Source organism: Rhodococcus gannanensis, assembly GCF_042681175.1.
Taxonomy (GTDB): Bacteria; Actinomycetota; Actinomycetes; order Mycobacteriales; family Mycobacteriaceae; genus Rhodococcus_G; species Rhodococcus_G gannanensis.
The window spans coordinates 1,186-25,195 of the sequence record NZ_JBHUFB010000010.1 but is presented as its reverse complement, the minus strand read 5'-3'; the positions used below and the strand labels follow the sequence as shown (position 1 = coordinate 25,195).

Sequence of the window (24,010 nt, the reverse complement as noted above, 5' to 3'; positions counted from 1 at the left end):
CCTGAGCGCAGGCTTCGAACGGCCAGCCCATAGGATGAATACCCGTGACTCCCGCCGACCTTGCAGAACTCCTTCGCGTCACTGCCGCGAAGGTCCTCACCGAGCACGATCTGGACGCCTCCGTGCTGCCCGCGACACTGACCGTCGAGCGGCCGCGCAACCCCGAGCACGGCGACTACGCGAGCAATGTCGCGATGCAGGTCGGCAAGAAGGCCGGCACGAACCCCCGTGACCTGGCGACCTGGATCGCCGAGGCGCTGACCGCCGATGCGGGCATCGAGTCCGCCGAGGTCGCCGGTCCGGGATTTCTCAACATCCGGCTCGCCGCCGCGGCCCAGGGAGCCATCGTCGAGAAGGCGATCGCCGCAGGTCAGGAGTACGGCAACGCCGCATCGCTGGCCGGAACCCGGATCAACCTCGAGTTCGTGTCGGCGAACCCGACCGGTCCGATCCACCTCGGCGGCACCCGCTGGGCGGCCGTCGGCGACGCGTTGGGCCGCATCCTGGCCGCGCAGGGCGCCGACGTGACCCGGGAGTACTACTTCAACGATCACGGCGCCCAGATCGACCGCTTCGCCCGGTCGCTGATCGCCGCGGCCAAGGGTGAGCCGGCCCCCGAGGACGGGTATGCAGGCGCGTACATCGTCGACATCGCCGCCGAGGTGGTGCGTCAGCGCCCCGACGCCCTGGAACTGGCCGCCGACGAGCAGCAGGAGGCGTTCCGTTCCCTCGGCGTCGCGATGATGTTCGACCACATCAAGCGGACCCTGCACGAGTTCGGCACCGACTTCGACGTCTACTTCCACGAGAACTCGCTCTTCGAGTCGGGCGCCGTCGAGAAGGCCGTCGCCACCCTCAAGGGCAGCGGGAACCTCTACGAGGAGGACGGGGCCTGGTGGCTCAAGAGCACCGACTTCGGTGACGACAAGGACCGCGTCGTCATCAAGTCGGACGGCAACGCCGCCTACATCGCGGGCGACATCGCGTACTTCCAGGACAAGCGCTCCCGTGGGTTCGACCTGTGCATCTACATGCTCGGCGCAGACCACCACGGCTACATCGGCAGGCTCAAGGCCGCGGCCGCCGCGTTCGGCGACGACCCGGCGACGGTCGAGGTGCTGATCGGTCAGATGGTCAACCTGGTCCGTGACGGTGTCGCGGTGAAGATGAGCAAGCGAGCGGGCACCGTCATCACCCTCGACGACCTGGTCGAGGCCATCGGCGTCGACGCGGCCCGGTACGCGATGATCCGCTCGTCGGTCGACTCGAGCCTCGACATCGACCTCGAGCTGTGGGCCAGCACCACCAGCGAGAACCCCGTCTACTACGTGCAGTACGCGCACGCCCGGCTCGCGTCGCTGGCCCGCAATGCCGCCGATCTCGGCCTGACCACCGAGAACCCGAGATTCGAGCTGCTCACCCACGATCGCGAGGGCGACCTGATCCGCACGATCGGCGACTTCCCGAAGGTCGTCAAGGCCGCCGCGGACCTGCGGGAACCGCATCGGATCGCCCGGTACCTGGAGGAGCTGGCGGGCACCTACCACCGCTTCTACACCGACTGCCGCGTGCTTCCGCAGGGCGACGAGCCCGCGGGTGAACTGCACACCGCCCGACTGGCGCTGTGCGGGGCCACCCGCCAGGTGCTTGCCAACGGCCTCGGACTGCTCGGCGTGAGCGCCCCGGAGCGAATGTGAGCGCGCATCCCGCCGGACCCCGGCACGCCGACATCCAGCACGCGCCGGGCCTGCCCCCGCGGCCGGCCGACCCGGCGCAGATGACCACGCTTCCCGCGGCCGTGTGGCCGCGGGGGGCCGCTCGCGGCGACGACGGCGTCGTCCGTCTCGCGGGCGTCCCGGTCACCGAGCTGGCGGCCGAGTACGGCACCCCGCTGTTCGTGATCGACGAGGACGACTTCCGCTCCCGCTGCCGGGACATGGCCAGGGCATTCGGTTCCGCCGAGCGCGTGCACTACGCGTCGAAGGCGTTCCTGAGCGCCGAGATCGCGCGGTGGATCGCCGACGAGGGCCTCTCGATGGACGTTGCCTCGGGCGGCGAGCTCGCCGTTGCCCTGCACGGCGGATTCCCCGCCGAGCGGATCACCATGCACGGGAACAACAAGTCCGTCGCCGAACTCCGGGCCGCGGTCACCGCGGGCGTCGGCCACGTGGTGCTGGACTCGATGCAGGAGATCGAGCGTCTCGACCAGGTCGCGGGTGAGCTCGGTGTCGTGCAGGAGGTGCTGATCCGGATCACGGTCGGCGTCGAGGCGCACACCCACGAGTTCATCGCCACCGCGCACGAGGACCAGAAGTTCGGGTTCTCGCTGTCCGGTGGCTCCGCCCTCGACGCGGTCCGCCGGGTGTTCGAGACCGACAACCTCAAACTCGTCGGCCTGCACAGCCACATCGGGTCGCAGATCTTCGACGTCGACGGTTTCGAACTGGCAGCGCACCGCGTCATCGGGTTGCTGCGTCAGATCGTCGACGGGTTCGGCGTCGAGAAGACCTCGCAGGTGTCGATCATCGACCTCGGCGGTGGACTCGGTATCTCGTACCTCGAGAGCGACGACCCGCCGCCGGTGGACGACCTTGCCGCGAAGCTCGCGAACATCGTGGAAACGGAGTCCGCGGCGGCGGGGCTGCCCGTGCCCACGCTGATGGTCGAGCCGGGCCGCGCCATCGCCGGTCCGGGCACCGTGACGCTCTACGAGGTGGGTACCACCAAGGATGTGCGCTTGGACGGCAACGCAACTCGGCGTTACGTCAGCGTGGACGGCGGAATGAGTGACAATATCCGCACTGCGCTGTACCAAGCCGAGTACGACTGTCGGCTGGTCTCGCGGGACAGTCGAGCGGAACCCGTTGTCGCGCGCGTCGTGGGCAAGCACTGCGAGAGCGGTGACATCGTGATCCGCGACGTCTGGGTGCCTGAGGACGTCGCTGCCGGGGATCTCTTGGCGGTCGCCGCCACCGGCGCATACTGCTATTCGATGTCCAGCCGCTACAACCTGCTCACCCGGCCCGCCGTGGTTGCGGTACGCGACGGGAAGTCCCGCCTCGTGCTGCGCAGGGAAACCGTGGAAGATCTGCTCAGCTTGGAGGTACAGCAAGATGACTGAACCGAACGCCGTGATCGGTGTGGCGGTACTCGGCCTCGGTAACGTGGGCAGCGAGGTCGTGCGGATCATCCGTGAGAACGCCGCCGACCTCGAGTCCCGGATCGGTGCCCCACTCGTGCTGCGTGGCATCGCGGTTCGCCGGATCGACGGTGACCGCGGTGTGCCCGAGGGCCTGCTGACCACCGACGCGGACTCCCTCGTCGCCCGCCCCGACGTCGACCTCGTCGTCGAGGTCATCGGCGGTATCGAGGTGCCACGCAAGCTCATCCTCGCCGCACTCAACTCCGGGAAGTCGGTCGTCACCGCGAACAAGGCGCTGCTCGCCGAGTACACCGGTGAACTGGCCGAGGCCGCCGAGAAGGAGAACGCGGACCTCTACTTCGAGGCCGCGGTCGCGGGCGCGATCCCTGTCATCCGTCCGCTGACGCAGTCCCTCGCCGGTGACCGCGTCAACAAGGTCGCGGGAATCGTCAACGGCACCACCAACTTCATCCTGTCCGCCATGGACGAGACCGGCGCGGACTACTCCGACACGCTGGCCGAGGCGGGGCGCCTCGGTTACGCGGAGGCCGATCCGACGGCCGACGTCGAGGGCTTCGACGCCGCCGCCAAGGCCGCGATCCTGGCGTCGATCGCCTTCCACACCCGCGTCACCGCGGGCGACGTCTACCGCGAGGGCATCTCGAAGATCACCTCCGGTGACCTCGAGGCGGCGAAGTCGCTCGGCTGCACCGTCAAGCTGCTGTCGATCTGCGAGCGGGTCGTCGCGGAGGACGGCACCGAGCGTGTCTCGGCGCGGGTATACCCGTCGCTCGTCCCGCTCGACCATCCGCTCGCCTCGGTGAACGGTGCCTTCAACGCGGTCGTCGTCGAAGCGGAGAACGCGGGCCGGCTCATGTTCTACGGGCAGGGCGCCGGCGGTGCACCCACCGCGTCCGCCGTCATGGGCGACGTCGTGATGGCCGCCCGCAACAAGGTGAACGGTGGTCGCGGCCCGCGCGAGTCGAGCTACGCCGCCCTCGCGATCGCCCCGATCGGCGAGATCCCGACGCGCTACTACGTGAACATGCAGGTTGCGGACCGCGCCGGTGTGCTCTCCGCGGTGGCCGCGGAATTCGCCGAGCACGGCGTGTCGATCTCGACGGTGCGGCAGGAAGGCGAGGGCAGCGGTGCCCGGCTGATCGTCGTCACTCACCGCGCCACCGATGCTGCACTCTCCGAAACCGTTGCGGCCCTTGGCAAACTCGACTTCGTCACCGCGGTCACCAGTGTTCTCCGATTGGAAGGTTCCAGTGAATAGCCCTCGTCAGCACACCCCCGTTCACACGCCCTGGCCGGGCCTGATCGAGGCGTACCGGGACCGGCTCCCGATCGGGGAGAACTGGAAGACGGTCACCCTGCTCGAGGGTGGGACCCCGCTGGTGCCCGCCGGCCACCTCTCCGAGATCACCGGCTGCGACGTGTACCTGAAGGTCGAGGGGCTCAACCCGACCGGGTCGTTCAAGGACCGCGGCATGACGATGGCCGTGACCGACGCGCTCGCCCGCGGCCAGAAGGCCGTCCTGTGCGCCTCCACCGGTAACACCTCCGCGTCGGCCGCCGCATACGCCGCCGTCGCCAAGATGACCTGCGCGGTGCTGGTTCCGCAGGGCAAGATCGCGATGGGCAAGCTGGCTCAGGCCGTTATGCACGGTGCGAAGATCATCCAGGTCGAGGGCAACTTCGACGACTGCCTCGAACTGGCGCGCAAGACCACCGCCGAGTTCCCGACCATCGGTCTGGTGAACTCGGTGAATCCGGTGCGCATCGAGGGCCAGAAGACCGCTGCGTTCGAGATCGTCGAGGCGCTCGGCAAGGCCCCCGACATCCACGCCCTGCCGGTCGGCAACGCCGGCAACATCACGGCGTACTGGAAGGGCTACTCGGAGTACCACGCCGACGGCATCTCCTCGTCCCGGCCGCGGATGCTCGGGGTCCAGGCGGCGGGCGCCGCTCCGCTCGTCCACGGCGCCCCGGTCAAGGATCCCGAGACCATTGCGACCGCGATCCGCATCGGATCGCCCGCGTCCTGGAACGGTGCGGTCGCGGCCAAGGAGGAGTCGAACGGTGCATTCCGTGCGGCCACCGACGACGAGATCCTCGAGGCGTACCGCCTGATCGCGCGGACCGAGGGCGTCTTCGTCGAGCCCGCGTCCGCGGCGTCCGTCGCCGGTCTGCTCGCGGCGCACAAGGAGGGCTGGCTGGATCGCGGCCAGACCGTCGTGTGCACCGTGACGGGCAACGGCCTCAAGGATCCCGACACGGCCCTGCTGGGAATGCCTGCGGTCCAGCCGATCCCGGTCGATCCGGTTGCCGTGGCCACGGCACTCGAGCTGGTGTAGTGACCGCCTCCCGAATCGACGAAGCAGCCATGACTCAGACCTTGCCGGCGGGCCTGTCGGTGACGGCGCGGGTGCCCGCGTCCTCGGCCAACCTCGGCCCGGGGTTCGACACGCTGGGAATGGCGCTCGGCCTGTACGACGAGATCTCCGTGACGACGACCGAGTCGGGACTGTCCGTCCGAGTGGAGGGTGAAGGGGCGGACGACGTCCCGTGGGGACCCTCGCACTTGGTCGTTCGCGCCATCGAACGCGGACTCGAAGCCGCGGGCGTCTGGGCGGGAGGGTTGGACGTGGTGTGCCGCAACGTCATTCCCCACTCCCGCGGGCTCGGGTCGTCGGCCTCCGCGGCAGTCGGGGGGCTCGCGGCCGCGAACGGGCTCGTCGCCCTGCTCGATCCCGCGCTGGCTCTGGACGACGAGCAGATGGTGCAGTTGTCGTCCGAGTTCGAAGGTCACCCGGACAACGCCGCGGCGAGCGTGCTCGGCGGGGCCGTCGTCTCGTGGAGCGAGGACCAGGTCGACGAGGACCTTCCGCGCAGGTTCGGGGCGGTCCGCCTCGAGGTCCATCCGTCCATCCGGGCGGTCGCGCTGGTGCCGGAGGATCGTTCGTCGACCTCCCACACTCGGGGGCTGTTGCCTGAGCTCGTTCCGCACGGCGACGCCGCCTTCAATGCGAGCAGGGCGGCTCTTGCCGTCGTCGCCCTCACCACGCGGCCGGACCTGCTGCTCGTCGCCACCGAAGACCGGTTGCACCAGCAGCAGCGGGCCTCCGCGCTACCGGTGACCACCCGTTGGGTGGCCGCGCTTCGTGAACGTGGCATCGCCGCCGTGGTTTCGGGAGCTGGGCCGACGGTTCTCGCGCTGACCACCGCGCCGTTCCCCGCCGACCTGCGTTCGGCGGTCGAGGCCGACGGTCTGCGGGTACTCGATCTGAAGATCGCGGACGGGGTACGCACCGACTGAGCAACCGGGGTGGTGTGACGACGCACACCACCCCGGTTGTCCTTGCCCGTATTCGTGTTCACGGCTATCCTGAGGGCGTTCGCCCATCGTGCGTATCAGTCGCCGGTGCTCTACAGGGCAATCACTCCCGATGCAGGGGCTTCCTGATCGCTTCTCGCGATCGCGAGGCTCGGAATTCACGGATCAGCCCCCCCGAGTCCCGGACTGCGCTTTTTCCGCCCGAATCCGAGTGCTTCGAGGTCGTCGAGGCAATGGTGGAATCGTCCAGGAGAAGGTGCCTGAACCAGAACGGGTGAACGGCCCGACATTTTCCGAAACATGTCCGGCACATCCGAGTTCAGTCATTGAGCTGCGGAACGAACCCTCGACCCAGCGCCGCGCGGGCGAGGGAAGGAAAGGACATCCGTGACCGATACGGACCTGATCGCCACTCCTGTGCTCGACGATGCGGTGTCGACCGCGTCGGGCTCGACCGGCGGTGCACAGACTTCTCAGACGGCTTCGGCCGTCACAGCCGCGACCAAGCGCGCCGACGCGCGTCGCGGTGCCGGACTCTCCGGCATGGTGCTGACCGAACTGCGTGCACTCGCAGGCGAGCTCGGCATCAAGGGGACCTCCGGAATGCGCAAGGGCGACCTGATCGCCGCGATCAAGGAGCGCCAGGGCGGCAGCGCCCCCAAGGCGGCCACGAACAAGGCTCCCGCCAAGAACGAGGCTCCCGCCAAGGTCGACGCTCCCGCCAAGGACGACGCTCCCGCCAAGCGCGAGGCTCCGGCCAAGAAGGCCAAGGCCGAATCCGGCGACGCCGGGGAGCAGACCGCGATCGCGATCGCCGAGGTCGACACCCAGGCCGAGGGCGAGCAGGGTGGCCGTCGTGGACGACAGCGTCGCGGCGCGTCCCGGCCCGCGGGCAGTGCAGCTCCCGAACAGGCCGAGGCGCCCGAGCAGCAGCCTGCTCGGCAGGAGCAGCAGCCGCGGCAGGAGCAGGGCAATGAGCGCCCGCGCCGTGAGCGTGGCCAGGGTGACCGCAACCAGGGTGACCGCAACCAGGGTGACCGTAGCCAGGGCGAGCGTGGCCAGGGTGGTCGCAACCAGGATCGCAACCAGGACGACCGCGGACAGGGCAACGGCCCCCGCAACGAGTCGCGCGACAACCGGGACGACGACGGCGAGGGCCGGGGTCGTCGCGGGCGTCGCTTCCGGGAGCGTCGCCGTGGTCGTGAGCGCGGCGAGGGCGGCGGTGGCGGCGACGTCGAGATCCGCGAGGACGACGTCCTGCAGCCGGTTGCCGGCATCCTCGACGTCCTCGACAACTACGCCTTCGTGCGGACCTCCGGCTACCTCGCCGGTCCGAACGACGTCTACGTGTCGATGAATCTCATTCGCAAGAACGGGCTCCGCCGCGGCGACGCCATCACCGGTGCCGTCCGCGTGCCCCGTGAGGGCGAGAGTGGCGGCAGCCAGCGGCAGAAGTTCAACCCGCTGGTCCGGATCGACACCGTCAACGGTGGGGACGTCGAGGCCGCGAAGCGTCGCCCCGAGTTCAACAAGCTCACCCCGCTCTACCCGAACCAGCGGCTGCGTCTCGAGACCACGCCGAACATCCTGACCACCCGCGTCATCGACCTGATCATGCCGATCGGCAAGGGCCAGCGTGCCCTGATCGTGTCGCCGCCGAAGGCGGGCAAGACCACGGTTCTGCAGGACATCGCGAACGCGATCGCCACCAACAACCCCGAGTGCTACCTGATGGTGGTGCTGGTGGACGAGCGTCCCGAAGAGGTCACCGACATGCAGCGGTCGGTGAAGGGCGAGGTCATCGCCTCGACCTTCGACCGCCCGCCGTCAGATCACACGTCGGTCGCCGAGCTGGCCATCGAGCGCGCCAAGCGACTCGTCGAGCAGGGCCGTGACGTCATCGTGCTGCTCGACTCGATCACCCGACTGGGCCGTGCGTACAACAACAGCTCGCCCGCGTCCGGACGCATCCTGTCCGGTGGTGTCGACTCGACCGCGCTGTACCCGCCGAAGCGGTTCCTCGGCGCTGCTCGCAACATCGAGAACGGCGGGTCGCTGACGATCATCGCGACGGCGATGGTCGAGACCGGATCCACCGGCGACACGGTGATCTTCGAGGAGTTCAAGGGCACCGGCAACGCGGAGCTCAAGCTCGACCGCAAGATCGCGGAGCGTCGCGTGTTCCCGGCGGTCGACGTCAACCCGTCCGGCACCCGCAAGGACGAGCTGCTGATGAGCCCGGACGAGTTCGCGGTCGTGCACAAGCTGCGTCGTGTCCTGTCCGGCCTCGACTCGCACCAGGCGATCGACCTGCTCATCGACCGGCTCAAGAAGTCCAAGAGCAACGTCGAGTTCCTGATGCAGGTCACGAAGACCGCACCGGGCGCCATCGGCGACGACTAGAGGGAACAGATCGGCGACCGACGTCGTTTAGGAGAACGTCGGTCGCCTCTGGCAGAATGAACGACCGCGCATCCGGCGCTCGCCGGGTGTTGGAAACACAATGTCCGGTTCCGGTTCACGGCTTCGATTCGCGAAGTCGACCCGGCGACCACGAAAGGGACACCATGAAGGCAGGAATCCACCCCGAGTACGTGGCGACCACCGTCGTCTGCGGTTGCGGCAACACGTTCGAGACCCGCAGCACCGCCACGAGCGGACGGATCACCGTCGAGGTCTGCTCGCAGTGCCACCCGTTCTACACCGGCAAGCAGAAGATCCTCGACACCGGCGGACGCGTTGCCCGCTTCGAGGCTCGCTACGGCAAGCGTGCGCCGAAGAAGGCCGCCGCCGACAGCTAGCGACATCGCCGACGCCCGTCCTGTGCACCTTGCAGGCCGGGCGTCGGCTTTTTTGCATCCCCACGTCTTCACCCGATTCCAACGCACACCTGGAGCGCATCATGGCGGGCACGACCCAGCCCTCGGCGATCGACGACATCCTGGCCGAGCACGCCGGCCTCGAAACGCAGCTGGCGGACCCGTCGCTGCACAACGATCCTGCCGCCGCCCGGCGGGTGGGCAAGCGCTTCGCCGAGCTCGCGCCGATCATGGCGACCCACGCGAAGCTCGTCGCCGCCCGCGACGACCTCGCCGCTGCCCGCGAACTCGCCGCCGACGACGCGTCCTTCGCGGCGGAACTGCCGGAGCTGGAAGCGCAGGTCGCCGAGCTCGACGTCACGCTCACCGACCTTCTCGCGCCGCGCGACCCGCACGATGCCGACGACGTGGTGCTCGAACTCAAGTCCGGTGAGGGCGGCGAGGAGTCCGCACTCTTCGCCTCCGATCTCGCGCGCATGTACGTCCGCTACGCCGAACGTCACGGCTGGCGTGTCGAGGTCCTCGACGTCACCGTCTCCGACCTGGGTGGATACAAGGACGCGACGCTCTCGATCAAGTCCAAGGGCGACACCCGCGACGGCGTCTGGTCCCGCCTCAAGTTCGAGGGCGGCGTGCACAGGGTGCAGCGCGTCCCCGTCACGGAGTCGCAGGGGCGGGTCCACACGTCCGCCGCAGGCGTGCTCATCTACCCCGAGCCCGACGAGGTGGAGGAGGTGCAGATCGACGAGGGCGATCTGCGTATCGACGTCTACCGGTCCTCAGGCAAGGGCGGTCAGGGCGTCAATACCACCGACTCCGCGGTTCGCATCACCCATCTCCCGACCGGCATCGTCGTGACCTGCCAGAACGAGCGGTCGCAGCTGCAGAACAAGGCACGCGCGATGCAGGTGCTCGCGGCGCGCCTGCAGGCCGCGGCGGAAGAGGCCGCAGACGCCGAGGCATCCGCGGGCCGCGCCAGCCAGGTCCGGACCGTCGACCGGTCGGAGCGCATCCGCACCTACAACTTCCCGGAAAACCGCATCACCGATCACCGGATCGGATTCAAGGCCCACAACCTCGACGCCGTCCTGGACGGTGAGATGGACGCCTTGCTCGACGCGCTGGGCAAGTCCGACCGGGAAGCGCGTCTCGCAGCAGAGTGAGCGCCACCGCTGCTCGCGTGAGTGTCGCGGGAATCTGCAGGTCCACGTGTGACGGTCGGCGCATCCCGCCGAACCCGGGCATGGCAGGCTGAGCGCGTGACCAGACAACCGCTGCGCCTGGCGATCCTCGACGCCACGCGAATCCTCGAGGACGCCGGCGTTCCGAGTCCGCGCACGGACGCCGAACTGCTCGCCGCGCACGTCGTCGGTGTCGAGCGCGGCCGCCTCGGGCTGATTCCGCTGGTCGATCCCGACGTCATCGAGAAGTACCGCGGTCTCGTCGCGCGGCGCGCCGAGCGAATTCCGTTGCAGCACATCACCGGTGTCGCGGCGATGGGTGCCATCGACCTCGCCGTCGGCCCGGGTGTGTTCGTTCCGCGTCCCGAGACCGAACTGTTGCTGGCCTGGGCGATCGCGGTGCTCGAGACGACCCCGACGCGTCCGCCGGTGGTCCTGGACCTCTGCACGGGGTCGGGGGCGCTGGCGCTGGCGATCGCACACGCCCGGCCCGACGCGGTGGTCCACGCGGTCGAACTCGACACCGCGGCCTTGGCGTGGGCACGCCGCAACGCCGACACCCGCGCGGCGGCGGGGGACACCCCGATCGTGCTCCACCACGGCGACGTCACCGACCGCACCCTCGCGCCCGAACTGGAGGGCGGCGTCGATCTGATCGTGTCGAACCCGCCGTACATCCCGCTCGGTGCGCAACTCGATCCGGAGGTCGCCGACCACGACCCGTCGACCGCGTTGTTCGGCGGCGCCGACGGCCTGTCCGTGATCACCCCGATGGTGGCGAACATCGCGCGGTGGCTCCGAATCGGCGGCGCCCTCGCGATCGAGCATGACGACACCAACGGCACCCAGGTGGCGGGGCTGCTGCGAGAACGGCGGGTGTTCGGCGAGGTCGCGGAGCACAACGACCTGGCGGGCAAGCCCCGATTCGTGGTGGCGCGGCGCGTCGCCACCGCCACCGAAGCGGCACGGGGACACTGACAGGGCGCAACCGTCGACAGACAGACCGGCGAACGTGCCCTAGCACGGCTGCGCACCGGGAACCGACGGGGGTGGCGGAGACACCGGTGCTGTGGGCCGGGTGAAAGGATGAACAGGTGAGCATCGTCTACGACTGCGGGCAATCCGACACACGCGACGCCGGAATCCGGGCTGCGGGAAACGCGCTCAAGGCAGGGCGTCTCGTCGTCATGCCGACCGACACGCTCTACGGCCTCGCGGCCGACGCGTTCGACAGCGACGCCGTCGCCGGCCTGCTCCGGGCCAAGGGCCGCGGGCGTGACATGCCGGTGCCGGTCCTCGTCGGCTCCTGGAACACGATCGACGGACTCGTGTTCACGGTGAAGCCCGAGGCGCGTGAACTAGTGCGCGCGTTCTGGCCGGGCGGGCTGAGCCTGGTCGTCCAGCAGGCGCCGTCGCTCGCCTGGGATCTCGGCGACACCCGCGGCACCGTGATGCTGCGAATGCCGCTGCACCCCGTCGCCCTGGAACTGCTGCGCGAGGTCGGTCCGCTGGCGGTGTCCAGCGCGAACATCTCCGGTCACGCGCCTGCGACGACCGTTGAACAGGCGCGCAGCCAGCTCGGCGGCAGCGCCGCGGTGTACCTCGACGGCGGTCCGGCCGAACATGCCGTCGCCTCGACGATCGTCGACCTGACGTCCGACGCGCCTCGCGTCCTCCGGGAGGGTGCAGTCCCGACCGCCGAGGTCGCGGAGGTGCTCGGCGTGACGGTCGAGAGTCTGCTCGGAGGCGCGCAAGGATGAGCGCCGCACTGTGACCGTCGCCGATGCCACGTTCCTGATCGCGGCGGAGGCACCGGCGTCCCGTGGGGCCGGGGTGCCGGTCCGTGAACTCCTGCTGGTGCTCTTCACCGCCGCGGTCGTGACCTTCCTCGCGACCGGGGGAGTGCGCCTGTTCGCGCTGAAGTTCGGTGCGGTCGCCGTTCCCCGTGACCGCGACGTGCACGTCACGCCGACGCCGCGGCTCGGCGGGCTCGGGATGTACTTCGGCTTCGTCGCGGCCCTGCTCTTCGCGCAACAGCTTCCGGCGCTGGCGCGGGGATTCGAGTACAACACCAAGGACATTCCCGCGGCTCTGGTCTCGGCGACGGTCATCGTCGCTGTCGGCTTCGTGGACGACCGCTGGGGTCTGGACGCGCTGACCAAGTTCGTCGGCCAGGTCACCGCGGCGGGCGTGATGGTCGTCATGGGTGTGAGCTGGCTGGTGCTGTACGTGCCGTTCGGTGGTGGCACGACCCTGGTGCTCGACCAGTTGCAGGGCGGCCTGTTCACCGTTCTCGTCGCGGTCGTGATGATCAACGCGATGAACTTCGTCGACGGCCTCGACGGGCTAGCCGCAGGACTCGGTTTCATCGCCGCGCTGGCCATCCTGGTCTTCTCGGTCGGCCTGCTGCACGGGCAGGGCGGCGACGTCAGCGCGTATCCGCCTGCGATGCTCGCCGCCGCACTCGCGGGCGCGTGTCTCGGCTTCCTGCCGCACAACTTCCAGCCGGCCCGCATCTTCATGGGCGACTCGGGTTCGATGCTGATCGGACTGATGCTGGCCGCGATCTCCACCAGTGCGTCCGGGCGGATCCCGTTGAACGCCTATGGTTCCCGCGACATGCTCGGTCTGCTCTCGCCGCTGCTGCTGGTCGGCGCGGTGATGTTCATCCCCATCCTCGACCTGCTGCTCGCCGTCGTCCGGCGGACCATGGCCGGTCGCAGCCCGTTCGCGCCCGACAAGATGCACCTGCATCACCGCCTCCTGCAGATCGGGCACTCGCATCGCCGGGTCGTGCTGCTCATCTACTTGTGGGTCGGGGTGCTCGCGTTCGGTGCGGTCGGCACGGCCCTGTTCGACCGTCGGCTGGTCGTGCTCCTGGTGGCGGGTGGGCTCGTGTTCGCGTTGGTCGTCACCGCGGTTCCGTCGCTCCGCGTCCAGCGGGTACGTGGTCGCGATCGGGACGCGGTGTGAGCGCCCGCTACCCTGGTTGCTTGTGAGCTTCTCTCCCCAACCCCTGCCCGACCCGTCCGCACCCCTCCGCGCCGCAGTGCGGTGGGGGATCGCCGGCCTGATCGCTCTCGCAGTCGTGGGTTCGCTGGTCGCGTCCCTGATCGCGGGGTGGGCAGGCCTGTGGGGAGCGCTCATCGGCGTCGCGGTCGGTGGCGGATTCATCCTGTGCACCGCGCTCGCGGTCCTGTTCACGGAGAAGATGCCGCCCGCCACCTCGGGCCTCGTGCTGCTCGGCAGCTGGCTGCTCAAGATGATCCTGGCGATCGTGGTCCTCGGCCTGCTCAAGGGGATGGATTTCTACAGCAAGGGTGCTCTGGCCACGGTCATCGTGCTCGCGCTGATCATCGTGCTGGGTGCGGAGACGATCGGTCTCGTGCGGGTGAAGGTGCCGTACGTCGACACCGTCGATCCCGAATCCGATTCGAAGTAGTACTACGACCAGTAGTTTTCTTCTGCCCGCAGACCCCGTCTACACAACGTCGTAGTTGTCTTGATAAGGTCAGGGTCACGTGACAGCTGGAACGGTGCGAATCAGACGAAACAGCACCGGTCCTCAGTCACGAAGGTGATTCCCATTCGAGGTGTTTCGAGTACCGAAACCGCGTGGTGGAACCGCCGAGTCGACGACCGTCGCCGACACCGACAGACGCAACGCACCCGTGAACTTGGCGTGACCGGGCGAGCCGCAGCGGCTGACGAATACGCGAGCCGACCTGGTCGACTTGTTAGTTCGTCAATGTCCGATCGAACCGCAGGCGATGCCGCCTGCGGCCACGACAACGGGAGAGACCGCTGAGCGTCACCACCCTGGCCGCGGAATTCCATCCGCCGTCACTAACAGACTTCTTCCCTCCCGCTGTGCTGTTCGAGGGCACGCCGTTCGAGCTCGATCGTCTGATGCTGGTGCGCATCCTGATGACGGTCGTCCTGCTCGGCTTCTTCGCGATCGCGATGCGCAGCCCGAAGCTGATCCCGCGTGGCGCCCAGAACGTCGCCGAGATGGCACTCGCCTTCGTCAAGGATCAGATCGCCGACGAGGTTCTCGGCAAGGAGCAGGGCAAGCGGTTCCTGCCCGTCCTGTGCACGATCTTCTTCACGGTCCTGTTCCTGAACGCGTCGAGTGTGATCCCGTTCCTGAACATCTCCTCGAATGCCCGTGTCGGCATGCCGATCGTGCTCGCCGCGCTCGCGTATGTGGTGTTCAACTACGTCGGCATCAAGAAGTACGGCTTCTTCAAGTACGTGAAGTCCAGCATCGTGGTCCCGAACGTCCCGATCGCCCTGCACTTCCTGCTGATCCCGATCGAGTTCATCTCGACCTTCATCCTGCGGCCGTTCACGCTGACCGTCCGACTCATGGCCAACATGCTGGCCGGCCACATCATGCTCGTGCTGTTCTTCAGCGCCACCCAGTACTTCTTCTTCGAGGCCGCGGCCGGAATGAAGATCTTCGGTGTGTTCTCGCTGGCAGCCGGCTTCGGCTTCACCCTGTTCGAGATGCTGGTGATCTTCCTGCAGGCGTACGTCTTCGCCCTGCTGACCGCCGTGTACATCGACCTGGCGCTGCACGCCGACTCGCACTGACCTGCGAGCCGACAGCGTCGGCATCCGCGGGGATCGACCACCCAACACCACACATACTGACCCTGCGCCGAACCCGGCGACGGGCAACAGAAAGGGAACGGAAAACCACATGAGCCTCTCGTACCTGGCACAGGAAGTCACCTCCGAGGTCACCGGTGGCGGATTCGGCGCCATCGGTTACGGCCTCGCCGCGATCGGCCCCGGCATCGGCGTGGGCATCGTCGTCGGTAAGGCCATCGAGGGCATCGCCCGTCAGCCCGAGCTCGCCGGCCAGATCCGTACCAACATGTTCCTCGGTATCGCGTTCACCGAGGCCCTGGCGCTGATCGGCCTCGTCGCCGGCTTCATTTTCTGATCACGCCATGTCGAACATTGCAGTGATCGCGGCCGCGGAGGGCGAGGACATCAATCCTCTCGTCCCCGCGACCTATGACATCGTCTGGTCGCTGGTCTGTGTTGCTGTCATCGGCTTCTTCTTCTGGAAGTACATCCTTCCGAAGTTCCAGCAGGTTCTCGCCGATCGCTCCGACCAGATCGAAGGCGGCATCAAGCGTGCCGAGGAGGCGCAGACCGAGGCGAAGGCAGCGCTCGAGCAGTACCGCGCCCAGCTCGCCGACGCTCGTACCGAGGCCGCGGCCATCCGCGAGGATGCCCGCACCCAGGGTCAGCAGATCATCAACGAGATGAAGGTGCAGGCTCAGGAGGAGAGCGACCGAATCGTCGCAGCCGGCAGCAGCCAGCTCGCCGCTCAGCGTCAGCAGATCGTTGCGGAGCTGCGCAGCGACCTCGGCCGCACCGCGGTCGACCTGGCCGAGAAGGTCATCGGTGAGTCCCTCGCCGACGACGTCAAGCGGGCAGGCACGATCGACCGTTTCCTCAGTGAACTGGACACCGTCAGCGCTGACTCCGCAAACGGAAAGTGAGCACCATGTACGCAGCAAGCCGTGAGGCGCTGACTCAGACGAGGAGCGCCCTGGAATCAGCACTGGCCGGGGTTTCGGCCGGTGCGGCGACTGCGGCTGCGGCACAGACCGGCGCGGAGCTGTTCACGGCGGTCGAGGTCCTCGACGGCCAGCGCACACTCCGCGCCGCGTTGGCCGATCCGTCGGCTCCCGCGTCCGTCCGGCAGGCACTCGCCGACCAGGTCTTCTCGGGCAAGGTTTCCGCCGAGACCCTGGCGACGATCGACGCCGCGGCAGGCCAGGACTGGTCGACCTCCGCAGACCTGCGCAACTCGCTGGTCCTGCTGGGCCGGGAGTCGCTGCTGCGTGCAGCCGACGACCAGAACCAGCTCGACACCGTCGAGGACGAGCTCTTCCGGCTCGGGCGCATCGTGGCGGGCAACCCCGACCTCGAGCAGGGCCTGTCCGACCGGGCCCGTCCGGCATCGGCCAAGCGTGAGCTGCTGGCCAAGCTGCTGTACGGCAAGGTCACGGCGGTCACCGAGGCGTTGGCAACCCAGGCCGTCGGTCGACTGAAGTCGGCTCCGGCGGATGCGCTCAACGAACTGTCCGAGCTGGCCGCGGCGCGGCGCGACAAGGCGGTCGCACACGTGCGTAGCGCCACCGCGCTGTCCGAGGCCCAGACCGAACGGCTCGTCGAGACGCTGACCAGGACCTACGGGAAGCCGGTCACGGTGCACGTGGAGGTCGACCCCGAACTCCTCGGTGGACTCGTGGTCCGCGTGGGTGACGAGGTCATCGACGGCAGCGCCGCGGGACGACTCGCATCGCTGCGCAAGAACCTCAAGTAGCCGGCGTCCACGCTGCGCCCCGCAGCACCCACCCAGAACCATTTTCGAGACCAGATACCGAGAGCAGGAAGAACATGGCGGAGCTGACGATCTCCTCCGACGAGATCCGTAGCGCGATCGAGAACTACACCGCGAGCTACTCCCCGGAGGCCTCCCGTGAGGAGGTCGGCACGGTGTCCGACACCAGCGACGGCATTGCGCACGTCACCGGCCTGCCTTCGGCGATGGCCAACGAGCTGCTGGAGTTCCCCGGCGGCGTCCTCGGTGTGGCGCTGAACCTGGATGCCACCGAGATCGGTGCCGTCATCCTGGGTGACTTCCAGGACATCGAGGAGGGCCAGCAGGTCAAGCGGACCGGCGACGTCCTGTCCGTCCCCGTCGGCGATGCCTTCCTCGGCCGCGTCGTGAACCCGCTCGGCCAGCCGATCGACGGCCTGGGCGAGATCGAGTCGACCGAGAACCGCGACCTCGAACTGCAGGCCGCAACCGTGCTCGAGCGTCAGCCCGTCGAGGAGCCGCTCCAGACCGGCATCAAGGCCATCGACGCGATGACCCCGATCGGCCGCGGACAGCGTCAGCTCGTCATCGGCGACCGCAAGACCGGCAAGACCGCGGTCTGCATCGACGCGATCCTGAACCAGAAGGCCAACTGGGCGACCGGCGACCCGAAGCAGCAGGTCCGCTGCATCTACGTCGCCATCGGTCAGAAGGGCTCCACCATCGCCGGCGTCAAGCAGGCTCTGGAGGAGAACGGCGCGATGGAGTACACCACCATCGTCGCGGCTCCGGCTTCGGACTCGGCCGGCTTCAAGTGGCTCGCCCCGTACACCGGCTCGGCCATCGGCCAGCACTGGATGTACCAGGGCAAGCACGTCCTCGTCGTGTTCGACGACCTGACCAAGCAGGCCGAGGCGTACCGCGCCATCTCGCTGCTGCTGCGTCGCCCGCCGGGACGTGAGGCCTACCCCGGTGACGTCTTCTACCTGCACTCCCGTCTGCTGGAGCGTTCGGCCAAGCTGTCCGACGCGCTCGGCGGTGGCTCGCTGACGGCTCTGCCGATCATCGAGACCAAGGCCAACGACGTCTCGGCCTATATCCCGACCAACGTCATCTCCATCACCGACGGCCAGGTCTTCCTTGAGTCCGACCTGTTCAACAAGGGCATCCGCCCGGCGATCAACGTCGGTATCTCGGTTTCCCGAGTCGGTGGCGCCGCGCAGACCAAGGGCATGAAGAAGGTCTCCGGCTCGCTGCGTCTGGAGCTCGCCCAGTTCCGTGAGCTCGAGGCGTTCTCCGCCTTCGCCTCGGACCTGGACGACGCCTCGAAGGCTCAGCTCGAGCGCGGCCAGCGTCTGGTCGAGCTCCTCAAGCAGGACCAGTACAGCCCGATCGCCGTCGAGGACCAGATCATCTCGATCTACCTCGCGGGCGAAGGTGTCTTCGACTCCGTGCCGGTCGGCGACGTCCGCCGGTTCGAGTCCGAGCTACTCGAGGATCTGCGCCGCAACGCCGCTGGTGTGTACGAGCAGATCGCAGGCGGAAAGGCGCTCGACGGCGACTCGATCGAGGCCCTCAACGCCGCGACCGACAAGTTCAAGCAGGGCTTCCTCGCTTCCGACGGCAGCCGTGTCGTCAACGAGGCCGAGGCTGCTGCTCTCGGTGCCGACGAGGTCAGCCAGGAGCAGGTTTCCGTCACCCGCAAGCACGTCGCCAAGTGAGCGCGGCGGCCGTGACGGACACCAATTGGGAAGGAGGGACTGAGTAGATGGCGAACTTGCGCGAATTGCGCTCCCGCATCAAGTCGGTCAACTCGACCAAGAAGATCACCAAGGCGCAGGAGCTCATTGCGACCTCCCGCATCACCAAGGCGCAGATTCGGGTCGCGGCCTCCAAGCCGTACGCCGAGGAGATCACCAAGGTGCTCTCCGCGCTGGCGAGTGCCTCGGGATCTCTCGATCACCCGCTCCTGAACGAGCGGGCGAACCCGAAACGTGCCGCCGTGCTGGTCGTGACCAGCGACCGCGGCATGTGTGGTGGTTACAACTCCAACGTCCTCAAGGAGGCGGAGGAGCTGTTCCAGCTGCTGCGCAGCGAGGGCAAGGAGCCGGTGCTCTACGTGCTGGGCACGAAGGGCCTGACCTACTACACGTTCCGTGACCGTGACGTGAAGGGTGCCTGGACCGGATTCTCCCAGGATCCGGGCTACGCCGACGCCGCGCGCGCCAGCAAGCACCTCGTCGAGCTGTTCATGGCGGGATCGGGCAACACGATCCCGGCGTACAACGGTGAGGGAACGGTCGAGGGCGTCGACGAGCTGCACATCGTCTACACGAAGTTCGTCTCGATGCTGACGCAGTCTCCGGAGGTCCGCCGGATGGCGCCGCTGGAGGTCAACTACCAGGATTCGAACTTCGAGCTCGGTGAGGACATGCTCTCCGACTCGAACGGTGCTGAGCCCACGGCCCAGTACGACTTCGAGCCGGAGGCCGGGACGCTGCTGTCCGCCCTGCTGCCGAAGTACATCAACACCCGGATCTACTCGTCGCTGCTCGATGCCGCGGCGTCGGAGTCGGCCGCGCGTCGCACCGCCATGAAGGCGGCCACCGACAACGCGAACGAGCTGGTGAACACCCTGAGCCGTGAGGCCAACCAGGTGCGCCAGGCCCAGATCACCCAGGAAATCAGCGAGATCGTCGGTGGCGCGAATGCGCTGGCCTCGAGCGCAGGAAGTGACTAGCACATGACCGCAGCAGTAACCCAAACCAACGCGAACGGCACGGCAACCGCCGGCCGGGTCGTGCGGGTCATCGGTCCCGTTGTGGACGTTGAGTTCCCGCGTGGCGCCGTTCCGGCCCTGTTCAATGCGCTGAACGCAGAGGTCACTCTGCCGACGGTCGCGAAGACTCTGACCCTCGAGGTGGCGCAGCACCTGGGCGACAACCTCGTGCGCACCATCTCGATGCAGCCCACCGACGGCCTGGTCCGTGGCGCCGCGGTTGTCGACTCCGGTCGGCCGATCTCGGTTCCCGTCGGCGACGTCGTCAAGGGCCACGTGTTCAACGCCCTCGGTGACTGCCTCGACACCCCGGGCCTCGGTCGCGACGGCGAGCAGTGGGGCATCCACCGCAAGCCCCCGGCCTTCGATCAGCTCGAGGGAAAGACCGAGATCCTCGAGACCGGCATCAAGGTCATCGACCTGCTGACCCCGTACGTCAAGGGCGGCAAGATCGGTCTGTTCGGTGGCGCCGGCGTCGGCAAGACCGTTCTGATCCAGGAGATGATCACCCGTATCGCCCGCGAGTTCTCCGGAACCTCGGTGTTCGCAGGCGTCGGTGAGCGCACCCGTGAGGGCACCGACCTTCACCTCGAGATGGAAGAGATGGGCGTCCTCCAGGACACCGCCCTTGTCTTCGGCCAGATGGACGAGCCGCCGGGAACGCGTATGCGCGTCGCCCTGTCCGCACTGACCATGGCGGAGTATTTCCGCGATGTGCAGGGCCAGGACGTGCTGCTGTTCATCGACAACATCTTCCGCTTCACCCAGGCCGGTTCCGAGGTCTCGACCCTGCTCGGTCGTATGCCGTCGGCCGTGGGTTACCAGCCGACGCTGGCGGACGAGATGGGTGAGCTCCAGGAGCGCATCACCTCGACCCGTGGCCGCTCGATCACCTCGCTGCAGGCGATCTACGTCCCCGCCGACGACTACACCGACCCGGCGCCGGCCACGACCTTCGCGCACCTCGATGCGACCACCGAGCTCTCGCGCCCGATCTCGCAGATGGGTATCTACCCCGCTGTGGATCCGCTGAGCTCGACCTCCCGCATCCTGGAGCCCGGCATCGTCGGTGCGGAGCACTTCCGCGTCGCGAACGAGGTCAAGCGGATTCTGCAGAAGTACAAGGAACTGCAGGACATCATCGCCATCCTCGGTATGGACGAGCTGCAGGAAGAGGACAAGGTCCTCGTCGGCCGCGCCCGTCGTCTGCAGAAGTTCCTCGGCCAGAACTTCATCGTCGCCGAGAAGTTCACGGGCGAGGCCGGCTCCGTGGTGCCGCTGCGCGACACCATCGAGGCGTTCGACCGCGTCTGCAAGGGCGAGTTCGATCACCTGCCCGAGCAGGCGTTCAACAGCTGTGGTGGACTCGACGACGTCGAGGCCGCTGCCGCCAAGATCGCCGGAAAGTAGTCGACGATGGCTGAGATGACCGTTGAGCTCGTCGCCGTCGAGCGGCGGCTGTGGTCGGGGCAGGCGACTCTCGTCAGCGCCCAGACCACCGAGGGTGAGATCGGCATCATGTACGGCCACGAGCCCGTCCTCGGCCAGCTGGTCGAGGGTGGGACCGTTGCCATCACCACCGAGGGCGAGCGTCTGGTCGCCGCGGTGCACGGTGGCTTCCTCTCGGTGACCGGCAAGACGGTGACGATCCTGGCGGAGTCCGCGGACTTCTCCGGTGACATCGACGTCGACGCCGCGAAGGCCGTCCTCGCGGATACCACCGCATCCGACGAGGCGATCGCCATCGCCAAGGGCCAGCTGCGCGCAGTCGAGCGGGCCTGAGAAACATCACGACAAGCCGCGACGAGTAGGCCGACGAGCAGTGACAGCCGGAGTGATCGTTCTTTCGATTCTGGTTGTGCTGCTCGCGGCCCTCGTCGCGGCTTTCGCGTATCGACTGGTGGTGCTGCGCCGGGGTGGGACCGCGGCGATCCTCCGGAACCTGCCGAACGACGCCGGCATCGGGTGGCGTCACGGAATCATCCGATACGGCGAGGAGACCCTTCAGTTCTTCAAGCTGTCGAGCCTGCGGCCGGGCCCGGATTCGCGAATCTCGCGACAGGGCATCGAGATCGACGGGCGTCGGTCACCTCAGGACACCGAGTACGACATCATGACCGACGAGATCGTCATCGTCTCGGTTCGCGACGGCGACTCCGGGCTCGCGTTCGAGTTCGCCCTCGACCGCGGCGCGCTGACCGCGTTCCTCTCGTGGATCGAGTCCCGTCCCTCGGGTCGGTCACTGCGCGGGCGTCCGCCCGGAATGATCGACTGACATGAAACGAACCCCGGCCGTCGGCCGGGGTTCCGTCGTTTCAGGGCCGGTCGCCGCCCGGCTTCCACAGCACGTCACCGTCGGGATTGGCGACCCTGCCCAGGATGAACAGCAGGTCGGACAGTCGATTGAGGTACTTGGCGGGCGTGACGTTGGTGTCGTCGGGAGCTGCGTCGACAGCCGCCCACGCGGCGCGTTCCGCCCGCCGCACGATCGTGCGGGCCACGTGCAGGTATGCGGCGAGCGGCGTCCCACCCGGGAGGATGAACGAGTTCAGTGGAGTCAGTCCCTCGTTGAACTCGTCGCACCACGCCTCGAGCCGGTCGATGTACTCCGGTGTGATCCGCAGCGGCGGGTACTTCGGGGACTCGACGACAGGCGTCGACAGGTCGGCGCCGGCATCGAACAGATCGTTCTGAATCTGCCTCAGCACCAAGGTCATTCGCTCGTCCGGGTTGCCGACCGCCATGGCCACACCGAGAGCGGCGTTCGCCTCGTCGCAGTCCGCGTAGGCCGCGAGCCGCGGGTCGTTCTTCGACACACGAGAGAAGTCGCTCAGACCGGTGGTTCCGTCGTCGCCGGTACGCGTGTAGATGCGGGTCAGGTGGACTGCCATGTCGTCACCGTACGCGCCCCGACGGCGTCTCCGGGTGGCCTGACTAGGCTGTGCGACTGTGAGTGAACGCTTTCTGGTCACCGGCGGCAACAGACTGTCGGGTGAGGTCTCGGTCAGCGGCGCGAAGAACAGCGTGCTGAAGTTGATGGCAGCGGCGTTGCTCGCCGAGGGCACGACGACCATCACGAACTGCCCGGACATCCTCGACGTGCCGCTGATGGCGGAGGTCTTGAGGGGGCTCGGCTGCGAGGTGGTCCTCGAGGGTGACGAGGTCGCCATCACGACACCCGCCGAACCCGAGTACCACGCGGACTTCCCCGCGGTGACGCAGTTCCGGGCGTCGGTGTGTGTGCTGGGGCCGCTCGTCGCGCGCTGCCGCCGCGCTGTAGTCGCGCTGCCGGGTGGAGATGCGATCGGATCCCGACCGCTGGACATGCACCAGAGCGGGTTGCGGTTGCTCGGCGCCAAAAGCGAGATCCAGCACGGATGCGTCGTCGCGGAGGCCGAGGACCTGCACGGAGCCAGCATCCGACTTGCCTTCCCGTCGGTGGGTGCCACCGAGAACATCCTGATGGCCGCGGTCCTCGCCCAGGGCGAGACCGTCATCGACAACGCGGCCCGCGAACCCGACATCGTCGACCTGTGCAACATGCTCGGCCGCATGGGCGCACGGATCGAAGGTGCTGGGACATCGACGCTGACAATCCAGGGCGTGCGCGAGCTACGACCGACGACCCACCGCGTCATCGGTGACCGCATCGTCGCCGCAACCTGGGGTGTCGCGGCAGCGATGACCAGGGGAGACGTCCGTGTGCGCGGCGTCAATCCCCGCCATCTCGCGCTGGTTCTGGACAAACTGCGGGCAGCGGGCGCCGAGGTGACGACCGAAGCGGACGGATTCCGCGTCGTGCAGGCCGACCGACCACGCGCCGTCAACTTCGCGACCCTGCCCTTTCCCGGATTCCCCACCGACCTGCAGCCGATGGCGATCGGCCTGGCGGCGATCGCCGACGGCACGTCGATGATCACGGAGAACGTGTTCGAGGCGCGGTTCCGCTTCGTCGAGGAGATGATCCGGCTCGGGGCCAATGCCCGGACCGACGGCCACCACGCGGTGGTGCGGGGTATCCCGCATCTGTCCAGTGCTCCGGTGTGGTCCTCGGACATTCGCGCCGGAGCGGGCCTGGTCCTGGCCGGCCTGGTCGCGGACGGAACGACCGAAGTGCACGACGTCTACCACATCGATCGGGGCTACCCCAGGTTCGTCGAAGACCTCACGGACCTCGGTGGCGACATCGAACGAGTGGCTGCCGCGGACTGACCCGCGGGTGTTCCGGGAACGGCAAGGGCGCTGCTTCCTCGCATGAGTGCGAGGAAGCAGCGCCCTTGCCGTTTCGCGAGCAACTTCGGGGCCGGTAGCCGGGGGGAGTGTCCGGCGTCACAACACGTGTTTCGGCGGTCGGCGACGCATTCACGATCGTCCGACCTGCGCGTTTGATGGTGTTCGGTGTC

General features: G+C 67.9%; 23 protein-coding genes. 22 read left to right on the top strand and 1 reads right to left on the bottom strand.

All coding sequences use genetic code 11. The features are described from left to right. The first annotated feature begins 44 nt into the window (after nucleotides 1-44). The 21 genes from argS to ACFSJG_RS10980 all read left to right on the top strand — a co-directional run bounded on the left by argS (nucleotide 45) and on the right by ACFSJG_RS10980 (nucleotide 21,882). Nucleotides 45-1,697, top strand: a complete 1,653-nt coding sequence (gene argS, locus ACFSJG_RS11080; RefSeq protein ID WP_378485291.1) for an arginine--tRNA ligase — start codon at nucleotides 45-47, stop codon at nucleotides 1,695-1,697. Next, nucleotides 1,694-3,121 (top strand): diaminopimelate decarboxylase, encoded by a 1,428-nt coding sequence (gene lysA / locus ACFSJG_RS11075; protein WP_378485290.1) that lies wholly within the window; start codon nucleotides 1,694-1,696, stop codon nucleotides 3,119-3,121. Before argS ends, lysA begins: the two co-directional genes overlap by 4 nt. Beyond that, entirely contained in the window at nucleotides 3,114-4,421 is a 1,308-nt protein-coding gene (locus ACFSJG_RS11070) for a homoserine dehydrogenase (protein ID WP_378485289.1), read from the top strand. Before lysA ends, ACFSJG_RS11070 begins: the two co-directional genes overlap by 8 nt. Beyond that, nucleotides 4,414-5,502: a threonine synthase gene (gene thrC, locus ACFSJG_RS11065; RefSeq protein WP_378485288.1), complete on the top strand. Its 1,089-nt coding sequence runs from the start codon at nucleotides 4,414-4,416 to the stop codon at nucleotides 5,500-5,502. The genes ACFSJG_RS11070 and thrC overlap by 8 nt, the downstream gene beginning before the upstream one ends. A 29-nt stretch (nucleotides 5,503-5,531) precedes the next feature. Beyond that, a complete protein-coding gene (gene thrB / locus ACFSJG_RS11060) occupies nucleotides 5,532-6,464 on the top strand; it encodes a homoserine kinase (protein WP_378485287.1) in 933 nt (310 codons plus the stop codon). Between the two features lie 405 nt (nucleotides 6,465-6,869). Beyond that, the gene (gene rho / locus ACFSJG_RS11055) at nucleotides 6,870-8,885 is read left to right on the top strand and encodes a transcription termination factor Rho (protein WP_378485286.1); all 2,016 of its coding nucleotides are present in this window, start codon (nucleotides 6,870-6,872) and stop codon (nucleotides 8,883-8,885) included. A 164-nt stretch (nucleotides 8,886-9,049) separates the two neighbouring features. Next, complete coding sequence (gene rpmE / locus ACFSJG_RS11050; RefSeq protein ID WP_007532714.1) at nucleotides 9,050-9,283, top strand: 50S ribosomal protein L31; 234 nt, start codon at nucleotides 9,050-9,052, stop codon at nucleotides 9,281-9,283. Nucleotides 9,284-9,384: 101 nt separating this feature from the next. Continuing rightward, nucleotides 9,385-10,464 carry a peptide chain release factor 1 gene (gene prfA / locus ACFSJG_RS11045; RefSeq protein WP_378485285.1) on the top strand — a complete coding sequence of 360 codons (1,080 nt, stop codon included), beginning with the start codon at nucleotides 9,385-9,387 and terminating at the stop codon, nucleotides 10,462-10,464. Between the two features lie 96 nt (nucleotides 10,465-10,560). Beyond that, nucleotides 10,561-11,460: a peptide chain release factor N(5)-glutamine methyltransferase gene (prmC, locus tag ACFSJG_RS11040; protein WP_378485284.1), complete on the top strand. Its 900-nt coding sequence runs from the start codon at nucleotides 10,561-10,563 to the stop codon at nucleotides 11,458-11,460. Nucleotides 11,461-11,576: 116 nt separating this feature from the next. Beyond that, nucleotides 11,577-12,242, top strand: coding sequence for an L-threonylcarbamoyladenylate synthase (locus ACFSJG_RS11035; protein WP_378485283.1), 666 nt, complete (start codon nucleotides 11,577-11,579; stop codon nucleotides 12,240-12,242). Nucleotides 12,243-12,252: 10 nt separating this feature from the next. Then, nucleotides 12,253-13,455, top strand: a complete 1,203-nt coding sequence (locus ACFSJG_RS11030; RefSeq protein ID WP_378485282.1) for a glycosyltransferase family 4 protein — start codon at nucleotides 12,253-12,255, stop codon at nucleotides 13,453-13,455. A gap of 22 nt (nucleotides 13,456-13,477) precedes the next feature. Beyond that, nucleotides 13,478-13,924: a hypothetical protein gene (locus ACFSJG_RS11025; protein ID WP_378485281.1), complete on the top strand. Its 447-nt coding sequence runs from the start codon at nucleotides 13,478-13,480 to the stop codon at nucleotides 13,922-13,924. A 428-nt stretch (nucleotides 13,925-14,352) separates the two neighbouring features. Beyond that, the gene (gene atpB, locus ACFSJG_RS11020; protein ID WP_378485280.1) at nucleotides 14,353-15,078 is read left to right on the top strand and encodes a F0F1 ATP synthase subunit A; all 726 of its coding nucleotides are present in this window, start codon (nucleotides 14,353-14,355) and stop codon (nucleotides 15,076-15,078) included. 109 nt (nucleotides 15,079-15,187) lie between these two features. Next, entirely contained in the window at nucleotides 15,188-15,433 is a 246-nt protein-coding gene (locus ACFSJG_RS11015) for an ATP synthase F0 subunit C (RefSeq protein ID WP_007532702.1), read from the top strand. Nucleotides 15,434-15,440: 7 nt separating this feature from the next. Then, a complete protein-coding gene (locus ACFSJG_RS11010; RefSeq protein WP_137875724.1) occupies nucleotides 15,441-16,001 on the top strand; it encodes a F0F1 ATP synthase subunit B in 561 nt (186 codons plus the stop codon). A 5-nt stretch (nucleotides 16,002-16,006) separates the two neighbouring features. Further along, nucleotides 16,007-16,831 (top strand): F0F1 ATP synthase subunit delta, encoded by an 825-nt coding sequence (locus tag ACFSJG_RS11005; protein WP_378485279.1) that lies wholly within the window; start codon nucleotides 16,007-16,009, stop codon nucleotides 16,829-16,831. 74 nt (nucleotides 16,832-16,905) lie between these two features. Further along, nucleotides 16,906-18,549: a F0F1 ATP synthase subunit alpha gene (gene atpA / locus ACFSJG_RS11000; RefSeq protein ID WP_378485278.1), complete on the top strand. Its 1,644-nt coding sequence runs from the start codon at nucleotides 16,906-16,908 to the stop codon at nucleotides 18,547-18,549. Between the two features lie 47 nt (nucleotides 18,550-18,596). After that, the gene (locus ACFSJG_RS10995) at nucleotides 18,597-19,568 is read left to right on the top strand and encodes a F0F1 ATP synthase subunit gamma (RefSeq protein WP_378485277.1); all 972 of its coding nucleotides are present in this window, start codon (nucleotides 18,597-18,599) and stop codon (nucleotides 19,566-19,568) included. Between the two features lie 3 nt (nucleotides 19,569-19,571). Continuing rightward, nucleotides 19,572-21,017 (top strand): F0F1 ATP synthase subunit beta, encoded by a 1,446-nt coding sequence (gene atpD, locus ACFSJG_RS10990; RefSeq protein ID WP_378485276.1) that lies wholly within the window; start codon nucleotides 19,572-19,574, stop codon nucleotides 21,015-21,017. Between the two features lie 6 nt (nucleotides 21,018-21,023). Next, the gene (locus ACFSJG_RS10985) at nucleotides 21,024-21,389 is read left to right on the top strand and encodes a F0F1 ATP synthase subunit epsilon (protein WP_378485275.1); all 366 of its coding nucleotides are present in this window, start codon (nucleotides 21,024-21,026) and stop codon (nucleotides 21,387-21,389) included. 52 nt (nucleotides 21,390-21,441) lie between these two features. Then, the gene (locus tag ACFSJG_RS10980; RefSeq protein WP_378485274.1) at nucleotides 21,442-21,882 is read left to right on the top strand and encodes a DUF2550 domain-containing protein; all 441 of its coding nucleotides are present in this window, start codon (nucleotides 21,442-21,444) and stop codon (nucleotides 21,880-21,882) included. Between the two features lie 40 nt (nucleotides 21,883-21,922). On the opposite strand, the gene ACFSJG_RS10975 is transcribed toward ACFSJG_RS10980, so the two are convergent. Then, on the bottom strand, nucleotides 21,923-22,498 hold the full coding sequence (locus ACFSJG_RS10975) for a cob(I)yrinic acid a,c-diamide adenosyltransferase (protein ID WP_378485273.1): 576 nt from the start codon (nucleotides 22,496-22,498) through the stop codon (nucleotides 21,923-21,925). Between the two features lie 58 nt (nucleotides 22,499-22,556). Between ACFSJG_RS10975 and murA the strand changes: the two genes are divergently transcribed. Then, nucleotides 22,557-23,819 (top strand): UDP-N-acetylglucosamine 1-carboxyvinyltransferase, encoded by a 1,263-nt coding sequence (murA, locus tag ACFSJG_RS10970; protein WP_378485272.1) that lies wholly within the window; start codon nucleotides 22,557-22,559, stop codon nucleotides 23,817-23,819. Nucleotides 23,820-24,010 lie beyond the last annotated feature (191 nt).